Source organism: Endozoicomonas sp. ALB115, assembly GCF_049310245.1.
Lineage (GTDB): Bacteria > Pseudomonadota > Gammaproteobacteria > Pseudomonadales > Endozoicomonadaceae > Endozoicomonas.
Genome location: NZ_JBLYZG010000022.1, coordinates 1 through 21,289, shown reverse-complemented (window position 1 = coordinate 21,289; position 21,289 = coordinate 1). Strand labels below are relative to the sequence as shown.

At 51.3% G+C, this 21,289-nt stretch carries 15 protein-coding genes; 1 reads left to right on the top strand and 14 read right to left on the bottom strand.

From position 1 onward, the window contains the following. Window positions 1-286 precede the first annotated feature (286 nt). Window positions 287-2,158, bottom strand: a complete 1,872-nt coding sequence (locus tag ACO6VE_RS11810; RefSeq protein WP_422461434.1) for an F-box/WD repeat-containing protein — start codon at window positions 2,156-2,158, stop codon at window positions 287-289. A 684-nt stretch (window positions 2,159-2,842) separates the two neighbouring features. Here ACO6VE_RS11810 and ACO6VE_RS11805 point away from each other — a divergent pair. Next, window positions 2,843-3,229 carry a hypothetical protein gene (locus ACO6VE_RS11805; RefSeq protein WP_422461432.1) on the top strand — a complete coding sequence of 129 codons (387 nt, stop codon included), beginning with the start codon at window positions 2,843-2,845 and terminating at the stop codon, window positions 3,227-3,229. 486 nt (window positions 3,230-3,715) lie between these two features. On the opposite strand, the gene ACO6VE_RS11800 is transcribed toward ACO6VE_RS11805, so the two are convergent. The 13 genes from ACO6VE_RS11800 to mbhE all read right to left on the bottom strand — a co-directional run bounded on the left by ACO6VE_RS11800 (window position 3,716) and on the right by mbhE (window position 20,966). After that, entirely contained in the window at window positions 3,716-5,578 is a 1,863-nt protein-coding gene (locus tag ACO6VE_RS11800; protein ID WP_422461430.1) for an F-box-like domain-containing protein, read from the bottom strand. A 180-nt stretch (window positions 5,579-5,758) separates the two neighbouring features. Beyond that, entirely contained in the window at window positions 5,759-7,624 is a 1,866-nt protein-coding gene (locus ACO6VE_RS11795; protein WP_422447510.1) for a hypothetical protein, read from the bottom strand. Between the two features lie 362 nt (window positions 7,625-7,986). Beyond that, on the bottom strand, window positions 7,987-9,915 hold the full coding sequence (locus tag ACO6VE_RS11790) for an F-box-like domain-containing protein (protein WP_422461428.1): 1,929 nt from the start codon (window positions 9,913-9,915) through the stop codon (window positions 7,987-7,989). 296 nt (window positions 9,916-10,211) lie between these two features. Continuing rightward, a complete protein-coding gene (locus tag ACO6VE_RS11785; RefSeq protein WP_422447506.1) occupies window positions 10,212-11,123 on the bottom strand; it encodes a phytanoyl-CoA dioxygenase family protein in 912 nt (303 codons plus the stop codon). Beyond that, window positions 11,120-13,471: a glycosyltransferase family protein gene (locus ACO6VE_RS11780; protein WP_422447504.1), complete on the bottom strand. Its 2,352-nt coding sequence runs from the start codon at window positions 13,469-13,471 to the stop codon at window positions 11,120-11,122. Before ACO6VE_RS11780 ends, ACO6VE_RS11785 begins: the two co-directional genes overlap by 4 nt. Beyond that, the gene (locus ACO6VE_RS11775) at window positions 13,471-14,565 is read right to left on the bottom strand and encodes a hypothetical protein (RefSeq protein ID WP_422447502.1); all 1,095 of its coding nucleotides are present in this window, start codon (window positions 14,563-14,565) and stop codon (window positions 13,471-13,473) included. The genes ACO6VE_RS11780 and ACO6VE_RS11775 overlap by 1 nt, the downstream gene beginning before the upstream one ends. A gap of 768 nt (window positions 14,566-15,333) precedes the next feature. Further along, complete coding sequence (mnhG, locus tag ACO6VE_RS11770; RefSeq protein WP_101749109.1) at window positions 15,334-15,639, bottom strand: monovalent cation/H(+) antiporter subunit G; 306 nt, start codon at window positions 15,637-15,639, stop codon at window positions 15,334-15,336. Continuing rightward, a complete protein-coding gene (locus ACO6VE_RS11765) occupies window positions 15,636-15,944 on the bottom strand; it encodes a cation:proton antiporter (protein WP_422447937.1) in 309 nt (102 codons plus the stop codon). The genes mnhG and ACO6VE_RS11765 overlap by 4 nt, the downstream gene beginning before the upstream one ends. 1 nt (window position 15,945) lies before the next feature. Beyond that, window positions 15,946-16,422, bottom strand: a complete 477-nt coding sequence (locus ACO6VE_RS11760) for a Na+/H+ antiporter subunit E (protein WP_269676833.1) — start codon at window positions 16,420-16,422, stop codon at window positions 15,946-15,948. Then, entirely contained in the window at window positions 16,419-17,972 is a 1,554-nt protein-coding gene (locus ACO6VE_RS11755; RefSeq protein ID WP_422461426.1) for a proton-conducting transporter membrane subunit, read from the bottom strand. The genes ACO6VE_RS11760 and ACO6VE_RS11755 overlap by 4 nt, the downstream gene beginning before the upstream one ends. Beyond that, entirely contained in the window at window positions 17,969-18,322 is a 354-nt protein-coding gene (locus ACO6VE_RS11750; protein ID WP_209201934.1) for a Na+/H+ antiporter subunit C, read from the bottom strand. Before ACO6VE_RS11750 ends, ACO6VE_RS11755 begins: the two co-directional genes overlap by 4 nt. Beyond that, window positions 18,322-18,714: an MnhB domain-containing protein gene (locus ACO6VE_RS11745; protein WP_269672616.1), complete on the bottom strand. Its 393-nt coding sequence runs from the start codon at window positions 18,712-18,714 to the stop codon at window positions 18,322-18,324. The genes ACO6VE_RS11750 and ACO6VE_RS11745 overlap by 1 nt, the downstream gene beginning before the upstream one ends. After that, a complete protein-coding gene (gene mbhE, locus ACO6VE_RS11740) occupies window positions 18,714-20,966 on the bottom strand; it encodes a hydrogen gas-evolving membrane-bound hydrogenase subunit E (RefSeq protein WP_422461424.1) in 2,253 nt (750 codons plus the stop codon). Before mbhE ends, ACO6VE_RS11745 begins: the two co-directional genes overlap by 1 nt. Window positions 20,967-21,289 lie beyond the last annotated feature (323 nt).

The window sequence follows — 21,289 nt, the reverse complement described above, 5'->3', positions numbered from 1 at the left end:
ATGAGTTATTACCGGCACTGCGCGAACCTTCACTACCGATTCATGATGTTAATGGACAGCCCTGAGGGCAGGAAGTTCCAGTGCAGAAACAGGTTGTTCCACATTGTGCAGGCTCCGGTATCTCATCGTTCCCACGTTCTGCGATACCGGATTTGCCAACTGTGAAACAAACTCTTATTGCGCGGAATCGTGGTGGTTTAATCAGGATTTTGTCTTTATGGTGAGGTTTGGTATGCATTCCCACGGAGGACCGTGGGAACGAGTTCAAAACAGCAGGCCATTGTCTTCAATCCGGCGTATCAGCGTCTCTTATTTCCCAAACTTGTAGAGTGAAATTGGTCATATCGCCTTCCCCGGTATAGCTCAAGACCACCACTTCATGCTCTGACATGGGATTGAAGCGTGCATTGATGATACCGTCTTGCTCGATCTTCCCCTTGAGTGACCAGTACTTTTGATCGTTGAGCCCCAGGATTCCTACCATGTGAGAGGTGTGAATCAGCGCATGAAGGCCCGACAGGCTAAAGCCGGTGATGATTGGGGAGTTCTTCCTGGTGATGGTTTGAATTGACCATGTCCCTGCCTGGTTCTTCTCCCAGATACAGATTGTGCCGACCCCACCAATATAGCTGGTGGTCAGCAAGTGACTGTCAGACGGGCTGAATCGTGCCTGATGCACTGCGCCATCATGTTTGAGCCTTATGGCTGATTCAAGCCTTGACGCGGAACTCAACTCCGGCGAAAGACACGGGTTCAGCGACCAGTCAGACCAATTTTCCGGTCTGTGCCATAGCAGCAAATCCTCGCAAGGCGTCGGACCACCAATTTTATCAGATATAGCGAACAGGTATTTACCGGTAGAGCTGAATTGCAGCGGAAAGTATGTCGGGAAGATCACCGTCTCTTGCCATTTCCCCGATGGATCCGGGCTGTGAATGGCAACCCGTCCGGGATTGTAGGGTTTGTAGGGTTTGCGATCAATACACACCAGAAGCTGATCTGCCACTGGGCTGAAGCGGTCATAACTCCAACCGAAACCCTCTGCTATAAATAATATTGAATGCTGTGCTGACCAGACTCCACAATCATCCAGAGATAAAATGGTTCTTTTATCCTGCGTGTGCAGTGACAGATACCGCTCCGATGGACTGAACTGAACTTCACCAATCAACCTTTCGGGGGAGAGGCCGGAAACCTTCATTTTCAGCCAATTATTATTATTTTTGTTCATGCGCCAGAGGCGTACCTTATGGTCCTCATTACAGGTCACCATATATTTCCCGGAAGGGCTGAATTGGACCTTCTGGTTCGGCAAAATTTTCTTGCCGACTTCTTCCCAACCGCTGTTAGCAGACCGTAAGGTATTCACATAACCCTCACGGCTGCGGGTTAACAAGCGATTCGTGCAAGCACTGAAATTTGCCGCGGTAATCACCCGGCTGCCGCTGTTACCGGACCAATTGACGTGCTCTTCTGCCCATTGTCCCCGGTCATCCCTGGTCAGAATTCGGGAGTCATGCAAAAAACGGCCATAAAACAACAGATGACGACTGGACTGGCTGAGGCAAAAATCAATCCTGGCTTCGATCCGGCTATATCGTTCACTTGGATTACGCTGCGGGAGAGTGACTTTGTGTCGCGGCACCAGGCGGTAAGCCGGGCATGATTCCATCCTCCGCAAGGTGTCAAGGCATAGTAGTGCGGACATCTGCGGGAGGTTCTTTATTATCCTGTCCCTGAACGATATCCCTCTGTTGTTGCGTGATGCTGGAGTGGCAAATGGATGAAAGCACCAGGATTTTTTCTGCTCAAGGGCATGTTGCTGGAACTGTTCCCGGAAACATCGGGGAAGCCGGGCAAAATAAGACAGTTCCTGAATATATTTGTATTGTGTGACCACATCCCGAAATGCAAGACAGGTTGCGTTTACCTGCCGGATATCATCGAATTCAAGGTGGTCAAAAATCGTGGCCAACAGTTCGCGAGGGAGTTCAGTAATCTTTCTTTGCCACAGCGGCTTTTGCGGAAACTGTGTCTGCGGGCTTGCCTCCGGGAGCGCGATAGCGGAGCTGGGGGGTGTCGTTTTAGCAGGCTCATTTGCAGGCCAATCCGGTGTAATCGAAGCGCCAACAGGCCCTGGAGCCAGAGGGTCGCTCATTGACTTACTCCATTCTTAATGAGTTATTACCGGCACTGCGCGAACCTTCACTACCGATCCATGATGTGAATGGACAGCCCTGCGGGCAGGAAGTTCCAGGGCAGAAACTGGTTGTTTCACATTGTGCAGGCTCCGGTATCTCATCGTTCCCACGTTCTGCGATACCGGATTTGCCAACTGTGAAACAAACTCTTATTGCGCGAAATCGTGGTGGTTTAATCGGGATTTTGTATTTAAGGTGAGGTTTGGTATGCATTCCCACGGAGGACCGTGGGAACGGTGTGCCGCAGCACACCAATGGAGTCTGAAGGATAATTCTCCTGACGTGTCGAAGCTGTAGGAAAGATGGCGGTAGGCCCGCCGAAGTCGGCTGTCGGAAGCAGGCTTCAAACCACCTCAAGCGGCTGTCATTAAGAGTGGTGGTCGTGAGCGTTGGGGAAAAGGCGAACAATGAGTCGTCAGGTATGGTACAGAGAGATGAGTAAACCCGAATCTTCGTTGAAGCGTTCGAAAGGTCCATTGTTGACATCAAAAGCTGGGGCTCGTTCCTCTCCAGTGATCAGCTTGCAGGTTAATTCCGAATGCTGTGCAGGCGGTGTCCGGCGTATAGATTGAACTTTTTATTTTCCTAACTGTCTAATTAGAAATTAAGTGCAAAAAAATTCTCATTTACAGGAGTAAATTATGCTTACCGGAAGTATTAATAACAATGGCCATCAATACAATTACCAACAAGTAAACCCTGAAGACCCATTTCAAGCCATAAAAATTACATGCTTTTTCAATATAAAAGGAGTAGGCAAAGTAGAACTGAAAGCACAAGATATAAAAATGAACGAACCAGGAGAATATTATCGTCTTTGCTTTCATGCTGCCCATGGCATTTACTCTGATTTGAAAAATAAAGGTAAACAGCTTAACAAAAATCCCTTTGGTAGATTGGATCAATTTCAATTTTTTAGTGAACACGCTGATTTCATTTATAACAAGGTTATCAAAAAAGCATATCTCCACGAAGCGTTATTATTGCAAGGCTTATCTCCAAAAATGTCTCCCAATGGTGATCATTAGGCTGAACCAGGTTTAGCCTCAACTCCGGACTTGAAAGACGATCAACTGGAATTGTAAAACCTGGCCACTATCCAGCTATCACTGCAACTCTGTCTGTAACCGAAACTGGATTAAGGCTCCAAAATCATTGTTGCTCATTCTATAAGCCTGTCTGGCTGTATCCAGGGCGTCCAAGGCATGACTCTGTACTGGGCTTTCCTATGGAACTGTGGGAACCAGTCGTGCGGATGTTAAGGGAGACTCCCAAGTGGGGGACCTGCAAGGGCTTGAGTACCGATGCTGCGCACTGGGGCGGAGCCGTTCGTACGATTACATGGACGTAATCGGTAGACAATGCAGGAGCATATTGTCGAGTAGTGTTGAAGCTTCTGTAATGGGAGTGGAGCGAAGGGGCGGCGTCAGAGAGGTTCACGTACCGTTTTACGAGGGGCTGGCGGGGAAGTTCCGTCGGTCTACTCACCAGTTCGAAACAGCAGGCCATTGTCTTCAATCCGACGTATCAGCGTCTCTTATTTCCCAAACTTGTAGAGTGAAATTGGTCATATTGCCTTCCCTGGAATGGCTCAAGACCGCCACTTCATGCTCTGACATGGGATTGAAGCATGCTGTCATGATATCGTCTTGCTCGATCTTCCCCTTGAGTGACCAGTGTTTTTGATCGTTGCGCCCCAGGATTCCTACCATGTGACGGTTACAAGTCAGCGCATGAATGCCTGACAGGCTAAAGAGGGTGATGGCTGGGGTATACTCCCTGGTGATGATTTGTTTTGACCATGTCCCTGCCTGGCTCTCCTCCCAGATACAGATTGTGCTGTCCGCATCATAGCTGGTGGTCAGCACGTGACTGTCAGACGGGCTGAATAGTGTCTGATACACTGCGAAATCATGCTTGAGCCTTATGGCTGATTCAAGCCTTGACGCGGAATTCAACTCCGGCGAGAGACACGGGTTCAGCGACCAGTCAGACCAATTTTCCGGTCTGTGCCATAGCAGCAAATCCTGGCAAGGCGTCGGACCACCAATGGTATTAGATTTAGCGAACAGGTATTTACCGGTAGAGCTGAATTGAAGCGGAAAGAATGTCGGGAATATCACCGTCTCTTGCCATTTCCCCGATGGATCCGGGCTGTGAATTGCGACCCGTCCGGGACTCAAGGGGTTGTGTTCAATACATACCAGAAGCTGATCTTCCACTGGGCTGAAGCAGGCATAACCGCTATATTCACTTATTAATATTGAATGCTGGGCTGACCAGACTCCACAATCATCCAGAGATAAAATGGTCCTTTTATCCAGCGTGTGCAGTAACAGATACCGCTCCGATGGACTGAACTGAACTTGACCAATCAACGCTCTGGGGGAGAGGCCGGAAACCTCCATTTTCAGCCAATCATTATTATTTTCGTCCATGCACCAGACGAGTACCTGATTGTCCTCATCACAGGTCACCATATATTTCCCGGAAGGGCTGAATTGGACAGTCTGATTCGGCAAAGTTTCCTTGCCGACTTCCTCCCAACAGCTGTTAGCAGACCGTAAGGTATTAACGTAACCCTCACTGCTGCGGGTTAACAGGCGATTTGCGCAAGCACTGAAATTTGCCTTGGTAATCACCCGACTGCCGCTGTTATCGGACCAATTGACGTGCTCTTCTGCCCATTGCCCCTGGTCATCCCTGGCCAGAATTCGGGAGCCATTCAAAAAACGGCCATAGAACAACAGATGACGACTGGACTGGCTTAAGCAAAAATCAACAATAGCTTCGGTCTGTTTATATGGTTCACCCGCTTCACGCAGCGGGAGAGTGACTTTGTGTCGCGGAACCAGGCGGTAAGCCGGGCATGATTCCATCCTCCGCAAGGTGTCAAGGCTTAGTAGTGCGGACATCTGAGGGAGGCTCTTTATTATCCTGTTCCTGAACGATATCCCTCTATCAGGTGATGCTGGAGTGGCAAATGGATGAAAGCACCAGGATTTTTTCTGCCACGGGGCTGTTTGCCGGTATTGTTCCCGGAAGGATTGCGGAAGTCGGGCAAAATAAGACAGTTCCTGAATATAATTGTATTCTTTCACCACTTCCCGGAAAGCCTGGCAGGTTGCATTAACTTGCGGGATGTCATCGAATTCAAGGTGGTCAAAAATCATGACCAAAAGTTCGGGGGGGAGTTCAGTAATCCTTCTTTGCCACAACGGCTGTTTTTGCGGAAATTGTTGCGGAAACTGTGTCTGCGGGCTTGCCTCCGGGAGCGCGGTAGCGGAGCTGGAGGGTGTCGTTTCAGCAGGCTCACTGGCAGGCCAATCCGGTGCAATTGAAGCACCGACAGCCCCTGGAAACAGAGGGTCGCTCATTGACATGCTCCATTCTTAATGAGTTATGTACCAGAACCTTCATAACCATGGATTTATGGTGATATTGGACAGACCTGAGGGCAGGAAGTTTCCGGACAGAAACAGGTTGTTTGACATCTTGCAGGCTCCGCTATCTCCTCATTTCTACGCTCTGCGTGGTAATGCATACCGGATTTGCCTTCAATCCGGCGTACCAGCATCTCTTATTTCCCAGACTTGTAAACTGATATTGGTAACGTCGCCATTCTTAGTTTGGCTCAGGACCACCACCTCATACTCTGATAGCGGATTGAAGTAGGCTTGCAGAATACCGTCTTGCTTGATAACCCCTTTGAGTGACCAGTGCTGTTGACCGTTGCGCCCCAGGATTCCTACCATTGAAGAGTTACAAGTCAGCGCATGAATGCCGGACAGGCTAAAGCAGGGGGTGGTGGTCGGGGCGCACTCCCTGGTGGTGGTTTGAATTGACCATTCTCCTGCCTGGTTCTTCCCCCAGATATGGACTGTATCTGGCCTGCAGCAGACCAGTAAGTGGCTGTCAGACGGATTGAACAGCACCGTATCCACACGGGAGTCATGTTTGAGCATGATAGCTGAGTCAAGCCTCGCTCTTGATGCTTCATCCAACTGAGGAAAACGACAGTGGTCAAGAGACCAGTCAGATAATTTTTCCGGTCTGCGCCATAGCAACGCATGACGGCCACTGGTGCTGCATTCACTGAATACGTATTTACCGGCAGGGCTGAAGCGAAGCGGATACAAGTATGGGAAGATTATTGTCTCCTCCCATTTCCCCGATGGTTCCGGGCTGTAAATTGAGACCCGCCCGCATTTGACAGGAAGTTCGCTAATACCCATCAGAAGCTGATCCGCCACTTGGCTGAAGTGGGAAAAAGCAACAATACCTTTGCTTAATAAATTTAACGGCTGTACTGACCAGGCGTCGGGACCATCCAGCGATAACATAGCCATTTGCCCACCCTCTCCCTGTGGAGCCGACCAGCGCAACATCAAATGCTGCTCCGATGGACTGAACCGGACGTCATCAGCGAATACTCCGGTGGGTAGGCCACGAATCTTCATTTTCAGCCACTTGTTATTTTCACCCATGCGCCAGGTGATCACATGATTGTACCTGCCGTAGGTCACCATATATTTCCCTGAAAGGCTGAATTCGACAGTCTGATCCGGCAACGTTACCATGCTGGCATCGTTCCAGCAGCGGTGTGCAGGTAGCCAGGTATTAATGTTGCCCTCAGCGCTCCGGGTTAACAGGTGATTTGTGCAAGCACTGAAGCTTGCCCTGGTAATCACCCGACTGCCGCTGTTATCGGACCAATTGAGGTGCTCTTCTGCCCATTGCCCCTGGTCATCCCTGGCCAGAATTCGGGAGCCATTCAAACAACGGCCATAAAACAGCAGATGACGACCGGACGGGCTGAAGCAAACATCATAAACGGGATCGGGATGAAGCTCTTGACACCTTGCTTCAGACAGAGGCAGAGTGACTTTGCGTTGCGGAACCAGACGGTAAGCCGGACATCTTTCCATCCTCTCCAGGGTTTCAAGGCATAGTATTGCGGACATCTGCGGGAGGTTCTTTATTATCCTGTCCCTGAACGATATCCCTCTGTTGTTGCGTGATGCCGGAGTGGCAAATGGATGAAAGCACCGGGATTTTTTCTGCCCAAAGACTTGTTGCTGGAACTGTTCCCGGAAACATCGGGGAAGTCGGGCAAAATAAGACAGTTCCTGAATATAATTGTATTCTTTCACCACTTCCCGGAAAGCCAGGCAGGTTGCATTAACTTGCCGGATGTCATCGAATTCAAGGTGGTCAAAAATTATGGCCAAAAGTTCGGGAGGGAGTTCAGTAATCCTTCTTTGCCACAACGGCTGTTGTTGCGGAAACTGTGTCTGCGGACTTGCCTCCGGGAGTGCGATAGCGCGTGGGGAGCCGGGGAGGGGCGTTTTAGCAGGCTCATTTGCAGGCCAATCCGGTGCAATCGAAGCGCCGACAGCCCCTGGAAACAGAGGGTCGCTCATTGACTTACTACATTCTTAATGAGTTATTACCGGCATTACTGGTAGTACATGGTTTCAATGAGTTTGACGGGTTGTCATGCCTCCGCACTCCGTTCGTCCTGAGCCTGTCGAAGGGCGGAAGCTCCGGACTCTGATAGATCGTGCCAAGCACCCTTCGACTCCGCTCAGGGTGAACGGGGATTGTACACGTCAAGCTCATTGAAACCATGTACTATAAACCTTCATAACCAAGGATTTATGGTGATATTGGACAGACCTGAGGGCAGGAAGTTTCCGGACAGAAACAGGTTGTTCGACATCCAGCAGGCTCCGGTATCTCGTCATTTCCACGCTCTGCGTGGTAATGCATACCGCATTTGTCTTCAATCCGGCGTACCTGCATCTCTTATTTCCCAGACTTGTAAATGGATATTGGTAACGTCGCCATTCTGAGTTTGGCTCAGGACCATCACCTCATGCTCTGATAGTGGATTGAAGTAGGCTTCCAGAATACCGTCTTGCTTGATATCCCCTTTGAGTGACCAGTGCTGTTGACCGCTGCGCCCGAGGATTCCTACCATTGAAGGGTTCCAGGTCAGCACATGAAGGCCGGACGGGCTAAACCAGGGTACGGTGATTGGGGCACATTCTTCGGTGATGGTTTCAATTGCCCATTGTCCAGTCTGGCTCTTTCCCCAGATGTAGACTGTACCCGACTCGCAGCTGACCACTAAGTGGTTGTCAGACGGACTGAACCGCGCCACTTTCACCAGAGAATTGTGTCTGAGCGTTATTTCTGAATCAAGAATCGCTCTTGATACGGCATCCGGCTGCAGCAAGCGACCGTCGTCCAGCGACCCGGCAGACAAATTTTCCGGTATGCGCCATAGCTGCACATCACGGTCTCTGACCCTGTCTTGCAGCATATCTTGCAGCATGCCAAGGCCCACGAAGCCCGTGAATGAGGCCTTATTGAACAGATATTGACCGGTAGAACTCAAGAAAACCGGACAAAAGTATGGGAAGATCATCGTCTCTTCCCATTTCCCCGATGGTTCCAGGCTGTATATTGAGACCCGCCCGGGAATGCCATAATGATTTTCAAAACCCACCAGAAACTGATCCGCGACCGGGCTAAATTGGGCATGAGTAACATAATCATCTTTACATTTTTCCAACCTCTGTGATTTCCAGACTTTAGCACTACAATCATTCAGAGATAGCACCGTTATTTCACTCGCACAAAATGGTAGATGCGACCAGAGGAGTGCCAAATATCGCTCCGATGGACTGAACAGGGCGTGTTTAATCAACTCTCCGGAGAGGCCGTTAACCTTCACTTTCCGCCATTGATTATTGTTGTCCATGCGACAGACGATGAAAGGTTCGTGCTTGTAGGCCGCCATATATTTCCCCGAGGGGCTGAACACGACCGCATGACCTGACAACTTTAGCGTGTCGTCCTCGTTCCAGCGGTTGTCGGCAGGTTGCAACATATTCGCGCGATTCTTACCGTTCCAGGTAAACAGGCGATTTTCACAAGGACTGAAATTTGCCCCGGAAACCACCCGGGAGCGGCTGTTATCGGACCAATTCAGGTGCTCTTCTGCCCATTGCCCCTGGTCATCCCTGGCCAGAATTCGGGAGTCATTCAAGCAACGGCCATAAAACAACAGATGATGACTGGACCGGCTGAAGCAAACCTCAAGAGCGGCACCGGTCTGTGGCTGTGAATTCCATGCTGCACGCTGAGGGAGCGTAACTTTAAATAGCTTGACCATACGATAAGCCGGACATGATTCCATCCTCCCCAAGGTGTCAAGGCATAATAGTGCGGACATCTGCGGGAGGTTCTTTATTACCCTGTCCCTGAACGATATCCCTCTGTTGTAGCGTGATGCTGGAGTGGCAAATGGATGAAAGCACCGGGATTTTTTCTGCCCAAAGACATGTTGCTGGAACTGTTCCCGGAAACATTGGGGAAGCCGGGCAAAATAAGACAGTTCCTGAATGTATTTGTATTCTGTGACCACGTCCCGAAATGCAAGGCAGGTTGCATTGATACGTCGGATATCATCGAATTCAAGGTAGTCAAAAATCTTGACCAACAGTTCGGGAGGAAGTTCAGTAATCCTCCTTTGCCACAAAGTTTGCCATAAAGGTTGTTTCTGCGAGGGCTGTTTCTGAGGACTTATCTCCGCAAGCGCGATATTGGACGGGGAGTCAGAGGGTGAGGTTTTTGTCGGCAGATGTGCAGGCCAATCCGGTGCCATCGGGACACCGGCGGCACCTGAAGACAAAGGGTCACTCATTGATTTGCCCCATTATTAATGAGTTATTACCGGCACTGCGAGACACATCGCAACCATTGATTCACGGTTTTAATGGACAGGCCAAAGGTCGGGAAGTTCACGGGCAGCCTGATTGTCCTTTGATTAATTAACTCAGATAAACGGCTGGAGCCTGCAGGAGGTGGAACGGCCTGTTTCTGCCCGGAATAATAAGAGTTTTATGGGAGGCTAATTTACGGAGAGATTTGGTATGCATTCCCACGGGGGACCGTGGGAAGAAGGTATCATCAAGCGCTTCCTTTCTAGTCAGGTAGTACTCACCAAGGTTCGACGCCATAGATTTTCCTGCCTGTATCCGTCAGGTTTTCCCGGTTCACCCGTAATGATTCAATCTGAGAACCTGCCGTTTTTCGCAATCCTGCTTCATGATCGTATTGGCCTACGCCACTTTCCAGGGCGTGCACCCTTTTTTCCCTTAGCGCCTCATCGGCAGAGGCGGGGAGAAAGCTGATCATCGCCAGCATACGGTCGCGCCTGTCGTCGGTGCAGTCCGGGTCTGGATTAAATCGTGAGTGGGTCAGGCGAGAATCCCAAACCACCATCTCCCCCTCTTTCAATTGCACAGCCCGGAGTGCCTGCCAACGGTCTTGTACATCCTCGCCCTGATATTCAATCCAGCCCTGTTTTTTATCTGACCACGATTTATATTGCCCGAAGTCATGATGGGAGCCGGGGATAATACCCAGCATGCCGGTGGTTTTATCACAATCCCTGAGCGCCAGTAAGCCTTGAACTGCACTGAAACCGGGCTGGGTATGAGGGTTTTGATCCACATGAAGGGGGAGGAAGCTGTTATGGTCTGTTTCTGGCCGCATATAAATGCATCGGTCAAATACCACCCATAGTTTTTTATTATCCCAAAGGGTTTCAAACAGCTTGACCATGGTAGGGTTCTGCCTCAGCTGGGCCAGGGCATCATCATGGTACAGTTCAAAAAAACCATTGATGCTGGCTTCCGGATGATGCTTGACCTGACGCTGCAACAGGCTGGCGGCACTGTTACGATCCGCTTCAGTGGAAACATTCCCGGCAACGATGTAGCCATGCTCCACAAAGGCTTCTTTGATGACTTTCGGGTCAGCCCGCTGTCCATCGTAAACTTTATGATCGGTATAACTGATCTCTTTAAAGGTATTGTTACTGCAATTGGGGCGTGCCAGTGGGTTCATTGTTTTTCCTCCTCCTTCAGGGTGTTTTGTTTATGTAGTCTTTGCAGAATCTGATCAGCAATGACTTTCCCTCCGCCATGGGAAAATCGTCGGTCAAGTTCACTCAATGATGACTCGTCGGTATGGGACAATTGCTGGTGAGCAATAGCCATGAGATGGCTGAGTGTTGTGATTGCTCCGGGTTCCGTCGTTAACCTTTCGATAAGATGAGTGATGGATTCCATAACCTCTTCCTGACTTTTGAAGTAGTCAATGGGAGCGGTCCCGGGAAAGATGTCATGCCAGTCAATGCTGGCATCCACCATGTGATTTTGCTTGAGCAGTGTTAACTGCTGGCCCTGGCTGTCATTGGCCGGAGGCAGCCAGATAATTTTTTTCCCCAGGGCGGCCGCCTCAAATATGTTGCCAAGTCCCGGGGTCATCAGGGCCACTGTTGATTGCTGCAAAACATCCTGCACTTGATCAGGTGTCAGTGTCTGGACCTCAAACTGGTCCCCTGTGGCCTCTGCCAGGGTGCGGCTGCCCAGAAATTGGAGCTGGTCGTAGTGACTGCCAAGGGTCTGGTTGATGCAGTTCATGATGATTTTTGCGTAGTTCACCATGATGGAAGAAGTCACCAGGGGATTCATCAGCCCACCGGTATTGACCAGCAACAGACTGGCCGTATTGGTTTGGGGGTGCCTATCCTGAGGACGCTGCAGGCCGGAAACAATGGAAGGTACGACGATGGTTTCCGGCAGTTTATTCCTGTTTTCCTGTAACCGCTCCTGCACGGTGAGAAAGTTCTGTACCAGATAGAGGTCGGCATGGGTAATGGCTGGAGACACCTCTTTCCAGTACCAGGACAGTGGATCATATACGATGACCTCAAGGCCTGCTTCTTTGGCCCACCCGGCAACCTCCAGATCACAGGCGGTGATAAACAGATCGTATTCACGCAGGTGGCGGAGGTACTTTTCTTTTCGGTCGGTGGCAGAGCCCTGTCCGGTGCAGTCAATGATTCGGTTATAGGGGTACTTGGACTGAATATCGAGGGTGTGCTTTTCGCCGATATAGGCGAGGTGTCTGGCCTGTTTGCGCACGTAAGGAAATATTTCCCCGATGGCAGCAGAAGGGCCAAAACCGAAGGGTTCTGCATTAAACAGTATCTTTTTTTCTGCCCCTGAATCCGTGCTGGAAAATGTGATCTCCTGGCAGGGGGAGGGCTCCTGAACAGGGCGCTGGTTTTCCTGCAGCGTCTGCTCAACGATCTGGATAACCTGGTCTTTGCCATTGCCCCGCAAAAGCACGGTATTATCTTTGCCGATGTTGTCGGAATAAAAAGCCAGGTTGGCAATAAACGTTTTCAGTTTTTCTGCACTCAGCTCCCCCGAGTTTATCCCAAACTGGTTGTCGCCAATCACTTTGGCATTGATCTGCTGTTCATACAGATTTTTCAGGGGTATGGCATAGACGGGCTTGTTCAGGTACATGGCTTCTGACAGCAGTGTGTGTCCTGCGGTGGAGATCACCCCGGTGCAGGCCGCGAGTAATGAAACAAATTGGGCGTCGCCATGGTGATAAAACCGACAACACTCACTATCAGCAGGAAGCAGACACTGTATGGGTAAAAATATATGTACTGTGATGTCGTCTGGTACATTCTCCTGGACGGTCTGTAGCCATTGATCAATAGGCAGAGAGGTCCACGACTGGGCAGTAATGTACATCAGTAACGAGGCCGTTGTGCCATGGCCTTGTTCTTTGGCAGCAATGATTTCCGGACGAATCACCGGTGGCAGCAGGGTTACATTGGCAATATCCCTGCGCTGTTGCTCTTGAATATCAGGTTGAACGTTGAAGAAAGAGATTGCCAAACGCCTGTCGGCACGGGGAAAGAAAAGTGACAGCCGCTCCCGTTCATCCCGAAATGACGTACCCGCCAGATCAGGTATGAAGCTGCCGGTTAAAAACTTGCTTTGCTGGTCGCTGGTGATCAGCGGAGCCTGCTTGCTGTAGGCATACTGGGCGGACACCTGCTCGTAATCACTGATCACCAGATCCGGAGTACCCAGTTTTTGGTTCGCTACTGCCATGGCCCGGAAGTTGATTTGGTTGAAGTTCATGCGGTTGTTTTGTGGCAGCTTACTGGTGGCCTCAAAATCCAGCCCGGTCAGACAGCCAGCAATGTAGGGATTGTTCACCTCACATACGCGAATCCCCGGATACTCCTTCTGATGGTTGTGGAAATACTCCAGCGCCTGCCCATAAGTGAACAGGACGATCTGATGATCTCTGTCCCTGAGGTAATTGAGGCAGGGCAACTGACGGTTCAGATGGCCGTTGCCAATGCCACAGATGCCAATCACTATCTTTTTTTTTTCTCCGTTGGCAGCACCTCCATGGACAGCGTGGGCATGATGGATTGGTAAACGTCCTGCAGTGGACCGCTGATCTGTCGTGTTTGCCGCCCGTCCTCGCGAAGATAATCACTGAGCTTCTGCGCCAGGTAGTCTTTGACCTCGCGAGGAACGGTTCCATCAAGGACGGCATCATAATCACCAATCAGAATATCCTCGCGCTGCTTGTCGAGGAACAGGTTAAACAGCTGATGTCTTGCGCTTTCAGGGGTCAGGGTTTTTTCCATGAAATCGTCGGTTAACTTGACCAGCACAATGTCCCGTATCGGGACTTCCGATTCCGGGTCACTGTAGTAATCCGAAGGCAGCTGAAAATGCGTCCGGTCGCCAACACTGGTGAGGGACTGTTCAGATTTTCCTGCTTCAGCAACTCCGGCACTGACCACGGGCTCCCATTTGGGCATATCATGGTTACGCACCGAAATGGTCTTGGTGCCCGCAACGGCTTTGAGTTGCCCGTCATCGGTAAACCTGACGAGGGTTTTGTCTGCCGAGATGATTTTTCGTTCTGGCAGTTTGAGATGCCGCAGGGCATGCTTCAGTACCAGTGTGGTTTTGCCAGAGCCAGAGGCACCGGCAAGCAGGTAACAGCCCGAGGCATCGCCGATACAGGCCGCATGGACCGGGAACAGTTTTTTTCGTAACCACTCAACCCGACAGGCCCCGTAAAGAAGGTGTGGCAGGGTATCCGGCATGATGTCGTTATCGGGAGCCATAACCTGAACGGCTCCTTCACGTTGCACGATGACCGGGCGGTCGTTGGTCTGGACGTGTTCCACGGTCACCAGGCTCTGGTCACCATTCCCGGGCTGTGGCTTAAATCCGGGCAGATGGGCTGACAGGTGTTGGATATCCCGCTGGGTCAGTGAAATGTCTCCGGTTGAGGTGAAATCGAAACAGTGCTGTTGTCCGATGTGACATTTAACGGAAACCTTGCCCTGGGGCTTATTGACAGGATCCTGGCCATGGTCAGTGTTGTGTATGGCTCCTTTCCTTGCAGCTTCAGAAGAAGAGCCGGGTAAAACGGGTAGTGAGTTCATCATTTAAGGTTGTAATCATTTTTGCCTTGAGAACTCCCCAGCCAGGCAATAATGACCTGAGCAATGTGGAATTTTCATTGTGCAGGGTGACTGAAAAATCAGATCACAAATTATTAGGACCGACCGACTATGGCGACCATAAGAATTTGGTTTGATCAATGGCTCTTTTGTTAAGTGGACAGTCGCTGTCCAGTGATTTTTAAGACCATCTAATCAAGAGAAAGTTCATTGTCCTAGGAGCCTGTCCGAGAATAGACTGCCCTACGCGGCAACTTCTCCTGCGTTGCTCTAGCTCCTGCATCCATGCAGTCGTGCGGTGGCAGCAAATTGGTCTAAAAATTCCGTTTTGTTCGGCAAATAGCCCCGCTATTCACCTCACAAAACGAAATTTTTATCCTCAATTTTCTGCCATCCTCGCTGTGGGCGCTATTCTCGGACAGGCTCCTAGATTTGTGCTCAAGTTTGAGCAACCACGAAAACACAAAACAGCAATCTATTTCTTGCTGGCTCGGGGACTGTTGGAAAATTCCAGTACTTGAATCTTGTTTATCAAGTCAGTGCGGCAGAAATCATCAAAGACAGGGAAAGCAAAAAAAACTGAAACAAGTGAGGAAAATGTCAGGATAAAAGGGGGGAGTCGTTTTAGCAGGTTCATTTGCAAACTGATTGTTCTTAAATAATTTCCCCATGATCCCTGAAGCGGCGTCGAAAAGAAGAGGCACCGAAGTGAAAAAAGGCCCGAAGTTTCAGGCCTGCTTCAGAAGGGAAGAGTTAATCCTGCTGATGACCACGCCACATCTGGTAATTATTCATCAACAGCGATTTACCCATCAGATGTGCTGCAACGGGGGCGGTCATCAGAATGAAGGCGATAATCCCGACGGCCCGGGAACTGATGGAAACCCCCTGAAAGTGCAGGGCCACAGCCACCATAATTAAACCAACCCCGATGGTGCCCGCTTTGGTGGATGAGTGCATGCGAATGTAAGCATCCGGCATCCGTAAAATACCCAGCGCAGAGAAAAAGCTGAACAGTACTCCGACAATTAAACAGCTGGCGACGACCCAATCCATCATGATTTTTCTCCTGAACTTAAGCCCGCATCAGCGCGAGACTGACTCAGTGGCACGCGCATAATAAAGCGGGCAAAGGCAATGGTGCTGAGAAACGCCACCAGGGCCAGGGTGATGGCAATATCCATAAACGCGGTGGCGTTGCTGTAAATGGTGAATACACCAATAAAGCCGATGGTGATAAAGGCGATGAGATCCAGGGCGATCACCCGATCCGCCAGCGAAGGGCCTTTGCACAGTCGGATAAATGCCAGGACCAGGCTGGCTAACAAACCGACAAAGGCGAAATGAGTGGCAAAAACCATCATGTCAGTCACGGGTCACCTCCAGAATACGACGCTCCAATGATGTTTTGATATCGTCGATCACCGATTGTTCGTTCTTGCTGAACATGGCATGTACGATCAAATACCGGCGATCTTCACTGACATCCAGCGTCAGTGAGCCCGGCGTTAGCGACACCATATTGGCCAGCAACATAATCTCCATGTCAGATTCAACCGCCAGCGGCACTTTGATAATGGCCGGATGGCTCAGGTGGGTGGGGGTGATGACGTCCCACACCACTTGCAGGCTACTGGTCAGCAGTTTGTACAGGAACACCGCCAGCAGCTTCAGGGCTGCCAGGAATTTGCGGCCGTAGTGGGGTTTATTACGAAAAGGTTCGGTCAGCAACAGGGCAAAAAAACCGACCACAAAACCAATGGTAAAATCGGTGCTGCCATAGTCGCCGTTCAGCAGCATCCAGCCAAACGCCAGCAGGATGTTTAACAAAAACAGGTTCATGGTTGCGTTCCTCCAGCGGGTCCTGGTATGGAGAGATGCGCTGAGTAGGCCGTGCTGTCGCTGCCAAGCACGGCATCAATATAAGGCTGTGGATTGAGCAGGTTGGTTGCAGAGGTTTCTGCCAGCTGATAAATGGGTTCGACCAGCAAACCAATCAGAATGGTCAATACGGCCAGTGCTGCAATAGGGACGATATACAGGCAGTTTTCCCGCCGGGTCAGGGGGATCGGTGCAGCGGCATTATCCGGCAGCGGTTTCCAGAACGCTTCGGCCCAGATTTTGGTCATGGAATAAATAGTCATCAGGCCAACAAACAGGGCGGTGGCCGCCAGCAGATAGGCGTCAGTTTGCAGGCTTGCCTTGATCACCAGAAACTTGCCCCAGAATCCGGACAGCGGTGGAAAGCCCGCCAGAGAGAACGCCGGAATCAGAAACAACAGGGCCAGCCACGGCATGCTTTGATAAGCGCCACCCAGCTCACGCAGGTTATCACTGCCCTGTGCGCGCTGCAGGAAGCCGCCGATCAGGAACAAATTGGCCTTAACAATAATGTGGTGGATGATGTAGAAAATCGCGCCCGTGATGGCCAGCGGTGTATAGATGGCCAGCCCCATCAGCATATAACCAATCTGACTGATAATATGAAACGACAGAATACGTTTAATATGGAATTGACTGGCCGCCCCAAACACGCCCGTGAGCATGGTCAGGCCGGCAATCACCATCAGCAATGGCTGGTAGCCGCTATCGACCAGGTCAAACACAATGGTGAAGACGCGGAGCAACGCATAAACCCCCACTTTGGTCAGCAGTGCGGCGTACAGGGCAACGATGGCGCTGGGCAGATGATGATAGGACGCTGGCAGCCAGGAGAAGACCGGGAACGCCGATGCCTTGATGGCAAAGCCAAACAGAAACAACCCGGAAATCAGCATCATGGTGGTGTCCGGCAGTAACGGAACTTTGGCGTGCAGGTCGGCCATATTCAAGGTGCCGGTAGCGCCATACAGCAGACCGATGGCCAACAGGAAAACCATGGTGGAGATCAGGTTGAGCACCACGTATTTAACCGCCGCATCCACCTGCTGTTTATTGGCATTCAGTACCATCAGGCCAAATGAGGTAATGAGCATGACCTCAAAAAACACATAGAGATTGAAAATGTCGCCGGTTAAAAAGCTGCCCATCACACCGGCCAGCAGCGCATGAATCAAACTGTGATAGATCCCATAGAACGGTTTGCAGCGCAAATCGGTGGTGCTGTAGAGCACAATCGCGACACCGATTATGGCGGTAATCAGCACCATGCTGGCCGATACCAGGTCGGCGACAAAGACAATGCCGAAGGGGGCTTGCCAGTCACCAAAGGCGGTTACCTGCAGGCCCTGGGAAATGACCTGTTGAATCAGCCACAGGGCGATACACAGGTTGGCGAGGGCTCCGGACCAGCTGATCACCGATGACAGAGTGCGGGCGCGAAAGCTGAAAGCGCAGGCGGTAGCGGTCAGCAGTGGAATAAAAACAGGCATAACCAGTAGCCAATGGGTCATTGCTCTGTCTCCGCATGTTGCATTTTGTCCATATCAGCGGTGCCAAATTCTTTAATGGCGCGGTAGGCCAGTAGTAAGGTGAACAATAACAGACCGAAACCGATCACAATGGCGGTCAGAATCAGCGCCTGTGGCAGCGGGTTGGCGTAACCAGCAGCCGGGAGCAGGGCATCACTGGCAATCAGTGGCGGATTGCCCCGGGTTAAGCGGCCAGCGACAAAAATGGCCAGGTTGATGGCGTTACTGACCAGGATCATACCGAACAGAAAGCGCACGATATGACGCTCCAGCATCAGGAAAACGCCGCAGGCAGTCATCAGGCCGACGACCAGACACCAGAGAAACTCCATCAACTTAACTCCTCTTCAACATTGAGCAGGATCATCAGTACCGATCCGATGACAGCGAGGTATACGCCAACGTCGAATAACAGTGGGCTGCCGACTTTGCCCAGCCACAGGCCAGAGAGAAAAGGCTGCCCGAAAAACAGCGGCAGCAGACCGGCGAACAGCGCTATGGCCACACCAGAACCCGCAAAGGTGGCCGGTGAATAGACCAGGCGCTCTCGGACATAGGCCGGGGTTTCGGCCAGCATTAGCAGGGCAAAGGCAATGACGGCAATCAGGCCGGCAATAAACCCGCCGCCGGGATTGTTATGGCCACGCAACAGCAGGTAAACAGAAAACACCAGCATCAGCACCGTGACGATATGGGCGCTGGTACGAAAGATAATCGATGACATTAACGGTGCTCCTTGGGGGTTTCAGAGACCATCTGGTTAATCCGTTTGCCAGCCAGTACCGCGACGGTTGCCAATCCGGCAATCACCACCACAACGGCTTCTCCGAGGGTGTCAAACGCGCGGAAATCCACCAGGATAACATTGACGATATTGCGCCCTCGGCCACCGCTGACACTGGTTTGGGCATAGAACTCGGAGATTGCCTGATTCATGGGTTCGGCGGTAATAATCCACAGAGCCAGGGTGATGCTGATGCCGATGCCTGCGGCAACGCCGGCGTGTACCAGGCGGCGAAGCGCTGAATGCTGGGGAACCGTGTTGGCAGCAGATAGATGGCGTAACACGATGGCGATAAAGACCACCAACAGGGTCTCTACCAGCAGCTGCGTTTTGGCCACATCCGGGGCGCTGTACACCAGGAAAACCAGTGTGGTCAGAAAGCCAATGGTGCCCAGTGCGGTCACCGCCAACAGCAGGGTGCGGGCCTTGACCACCACCACCGGGGCGATGACCAGAAACAGGGCCAGCAGAATATCGTAGTACTTCAGATCCCAATCAATCGGTGGCAGGGGGTGTATTTGCCAGAGTACGGTGCCGAGAAAGGCCAGTAGTACCAGGAAAAACTGCAGGCTGTATTGAGTGAGCTGACCGTGCTGTAGCAGCCGGGTTTGCCAGTTTGCCAGCTTGACCACCGCATCCAGCAGGGACTGATAAACCGCAGGGCCGGAGGGCAGCCCGGACATAAGCTGGTCGAGCCGGGGCTTCAGGCGTGGATAGCCAACATAGAGCAAGATACCCAGTAACAACGTGAGTGCACTTAGCAGCAGTGGCAGGTTTAACCCTTCCCAGAGCTTCACCGTTTTCGGGGTAGCCAGCATTACCGTGGCAGCGGGATCAATCACCAGACCCTGATACCAGTTCAACAGAGCCAGCGGCACAATGATCGACAGCAGTGCCAGAACGATGGGGGGCAACCAGAGCAGCGGATTATGCTCAACGGCTTTCATCGGTGCGGCCTTGGCATTGTGAGGCCGTAAAAAGGGTTTGATGACGATCAGCAATGCCAGCGCCACCATAATGGCATTAGCCAGCAGCATGGAGCCGGAAAGTACCCAGCCAAATTCCAGCCCTGCTTTATAGAGATATTCCTTGGACAGGAAACCAAACGACGGTGGCAGACCCGCCTTTGACGCAGCGGTCACCAAAGCGGCGGTAAAGCTGATGGCCAGCACCGCACGCAGGCCCGCCAGTTCATGGTATTCCCGGGTGCCGGTGGCCTTATCGATATTGCCGACCACCATAAACAGTCCGGCCTTATAAAAGGAGTGCGCGGCAATCAACAGTAATGCGGCAGTGATGGCATAGCTGCTGCCGATGCCGATCAGCATCACCAGCTGGCCAAGAATGACATTGGTGCTGAAGGCAAGCATCAGCTTTAAGTCGGTCTGACGGTAAGCCTGTAAGGCGCACCACAGGGCAGTAAAAGCACCGGCACTGCACAGCAGCGTGAACCATAACGTGCTGTCACCGTACACCGGCAGCAGTCGTGCCAGCAGGTAAACACCGGCTTTGACCATGGTGGACGAGTGCAGATAGGCACTGACGGGGGTTGGTGCGGCCATGGCACCGGGCAACCAGAAATGAAAGGGAAACTGTGCCGATTTGGTGAATACCCCCAGCAAAACAAGCAACAGTGATGGTGTAAACCAGGCGTGCTGAGACAGCGAAGCACCCTGGGTGATGATGGCGCTGAGGCTGTAGGTACCCGCCATTTCCCCCAGCATAATCAGGCCCGCCAACAGTGCCAGACCGCCGCTGCCGGTGACCAGCATGGCTTGCAGGGCGTTCTTGCGGGATTTTTCCTGTTCGTGGTTAAAGCCAATCAGCAGATAGGAGGTGAGGGTGGTTAATTCCCAGAATACGAACAGCAACAGCAGGTTATCGGCCAGCACCAGACCCAGCATGGCCAGCATAAACAGGGTCAGATAGAGGTGAAACGCACTGCGGCCTTTATAGGGTTTCATATAAGCGATGGCATAGAGCTGAACCAGAAACCCGACGCCACTGATTAAACTGGCAAAGAGGACGCTGAGGCCATCAAGGCGGAGTGAAAAATCAATACCCAGTGACGGAATCCAGGGCCAATGCAGCAGAGACTCCGGTGGTTGATAGCTGGCGCTGATCAGCAGAAAAATCCCCAGCGGCAGCAGTGCGCAGAACGCCAACCAGAGTTTAAGTGTTGGATTTTGCATGAAATAAGGCCGTAAATATCGTTTGGATGAGAAAGCCGTAATTAAGGTGGGACATTATAATGGCACTTTCGCTTTACTATATAGACAAAAGTTATGTCACCTATAAGGGCTGTGTGTGCGAGGTGGTATTGGAGTGATCTGTTTTTTCATTAACAGCTTTTTACTTTGATAGTAAAGATATAACGCGTGAATAATGATCAAGAATGACGGGTTCATGGGGATTACAAAATTCGCCTCGTCAGTAAAATCTGTGGGTCATTTCCGGTTCAGGTAACTTGCCAAGCGCATGATATAACGCGATTTCCGCACATCTGTAGGTCCTG

Coding starts and splice junctions, on each gene's coding strand:
- ACO6VE_RS11800 (WP_422461430.1), bottom strand. CDS start 5,578: ATGAGCGACCCTCTGTTTCCAGGGGCTGTCGGTGCTTCAATTGCACCG.
- mbhE (WP_422461424.1), bottom strand. CDS start 20,966: ATGCAAAATCCAACACTTAAACTCTGGTTGGCGTTCTGCGCACTGCTG.
- ACO6VE_RS11805 (WP_422461432.1), top strand. CDS start 2,843: ATGCTTACCGGAAGTATTAATAACAATGGCCATCAATACAATTACCAA.
- ACO6VE_RS11765 (WP_422447937.1), bottom strand. CDS start 15,944: ATGATGGTTTTTGCCACTCATTTCGCCTTTGTCGGTTTGTTAGCCAGC.
- ACO6VE_RS11775 (WP_422447502.1), bottom strand. CDS start 14,565: ATGATGAACTCACTACCCGTTTTACCCGGCTCTTCTTCTGAAGCTGCA.
- ACO6VE_RS11745 (WP_269672616.1), bottom strand. CDS start 18,714: ATGTCATCGATTATCTTTCGTACCAGCGCCCATATCGTCACGGTGCTG.
- ACO6VE_RS11755 (WP_422461426.1), bottom strand. CDS start 17,972: ATGACCCATTGGCTACTGGTTATGCCTGTTTTTATTCCACTGCTGACC.
- ACO6VE_RS11810 (WP_422461434.1), bottom strand. CDS start 2,158: ATGAGCGACCCTCTGGCTCCAGGGCCTGTTGGCGCTTCGATTACACCG.
- ACO6VE_RS11790 (WP_422461428.1), bottom strand. CDS start 9,915: ATGAGTGACCCTTTGTCTTCAGGTGCCGCCGGTGTCCCGATGGCACCG.
- ACO6VE_RS11795 (WP_422447510.1), bottom strand. CDS start 7,624: ATGAGCGACCCTCTGTTTCCAGGGGCTGTCGGCGCTTCGATTGCACCG.
- ACO6VE_RS11785 (WP_422447506.1), bottom strand. CDS start 11,123: ATGAACCCACTGGCACGCCCCAATTGCAGTAACAATACCTTTAAAGAG.
- mnhG (WP_101749109.1), bottom strand. CDS start 15,639: ATGATGGATTGGGTCGTCGCCAGCTGTTTAATTGTCGGAGTACTGTTC.
- ACO6VE_RS11760 (WP_269676833.1), bottom strand. CDS start 16,422: ATGAACCTGTTTTTGTTAAACATCCTGCTGGCGTTTGGCTGGATGCTG.
- ACO6VE_RS11750 (WP_209201934.1), bottom strand. CDS start 18,322: ATGGAGTTTCTCTGGTGTCTGGTCGTCGGCCTGATGACTGCCTGCGGC.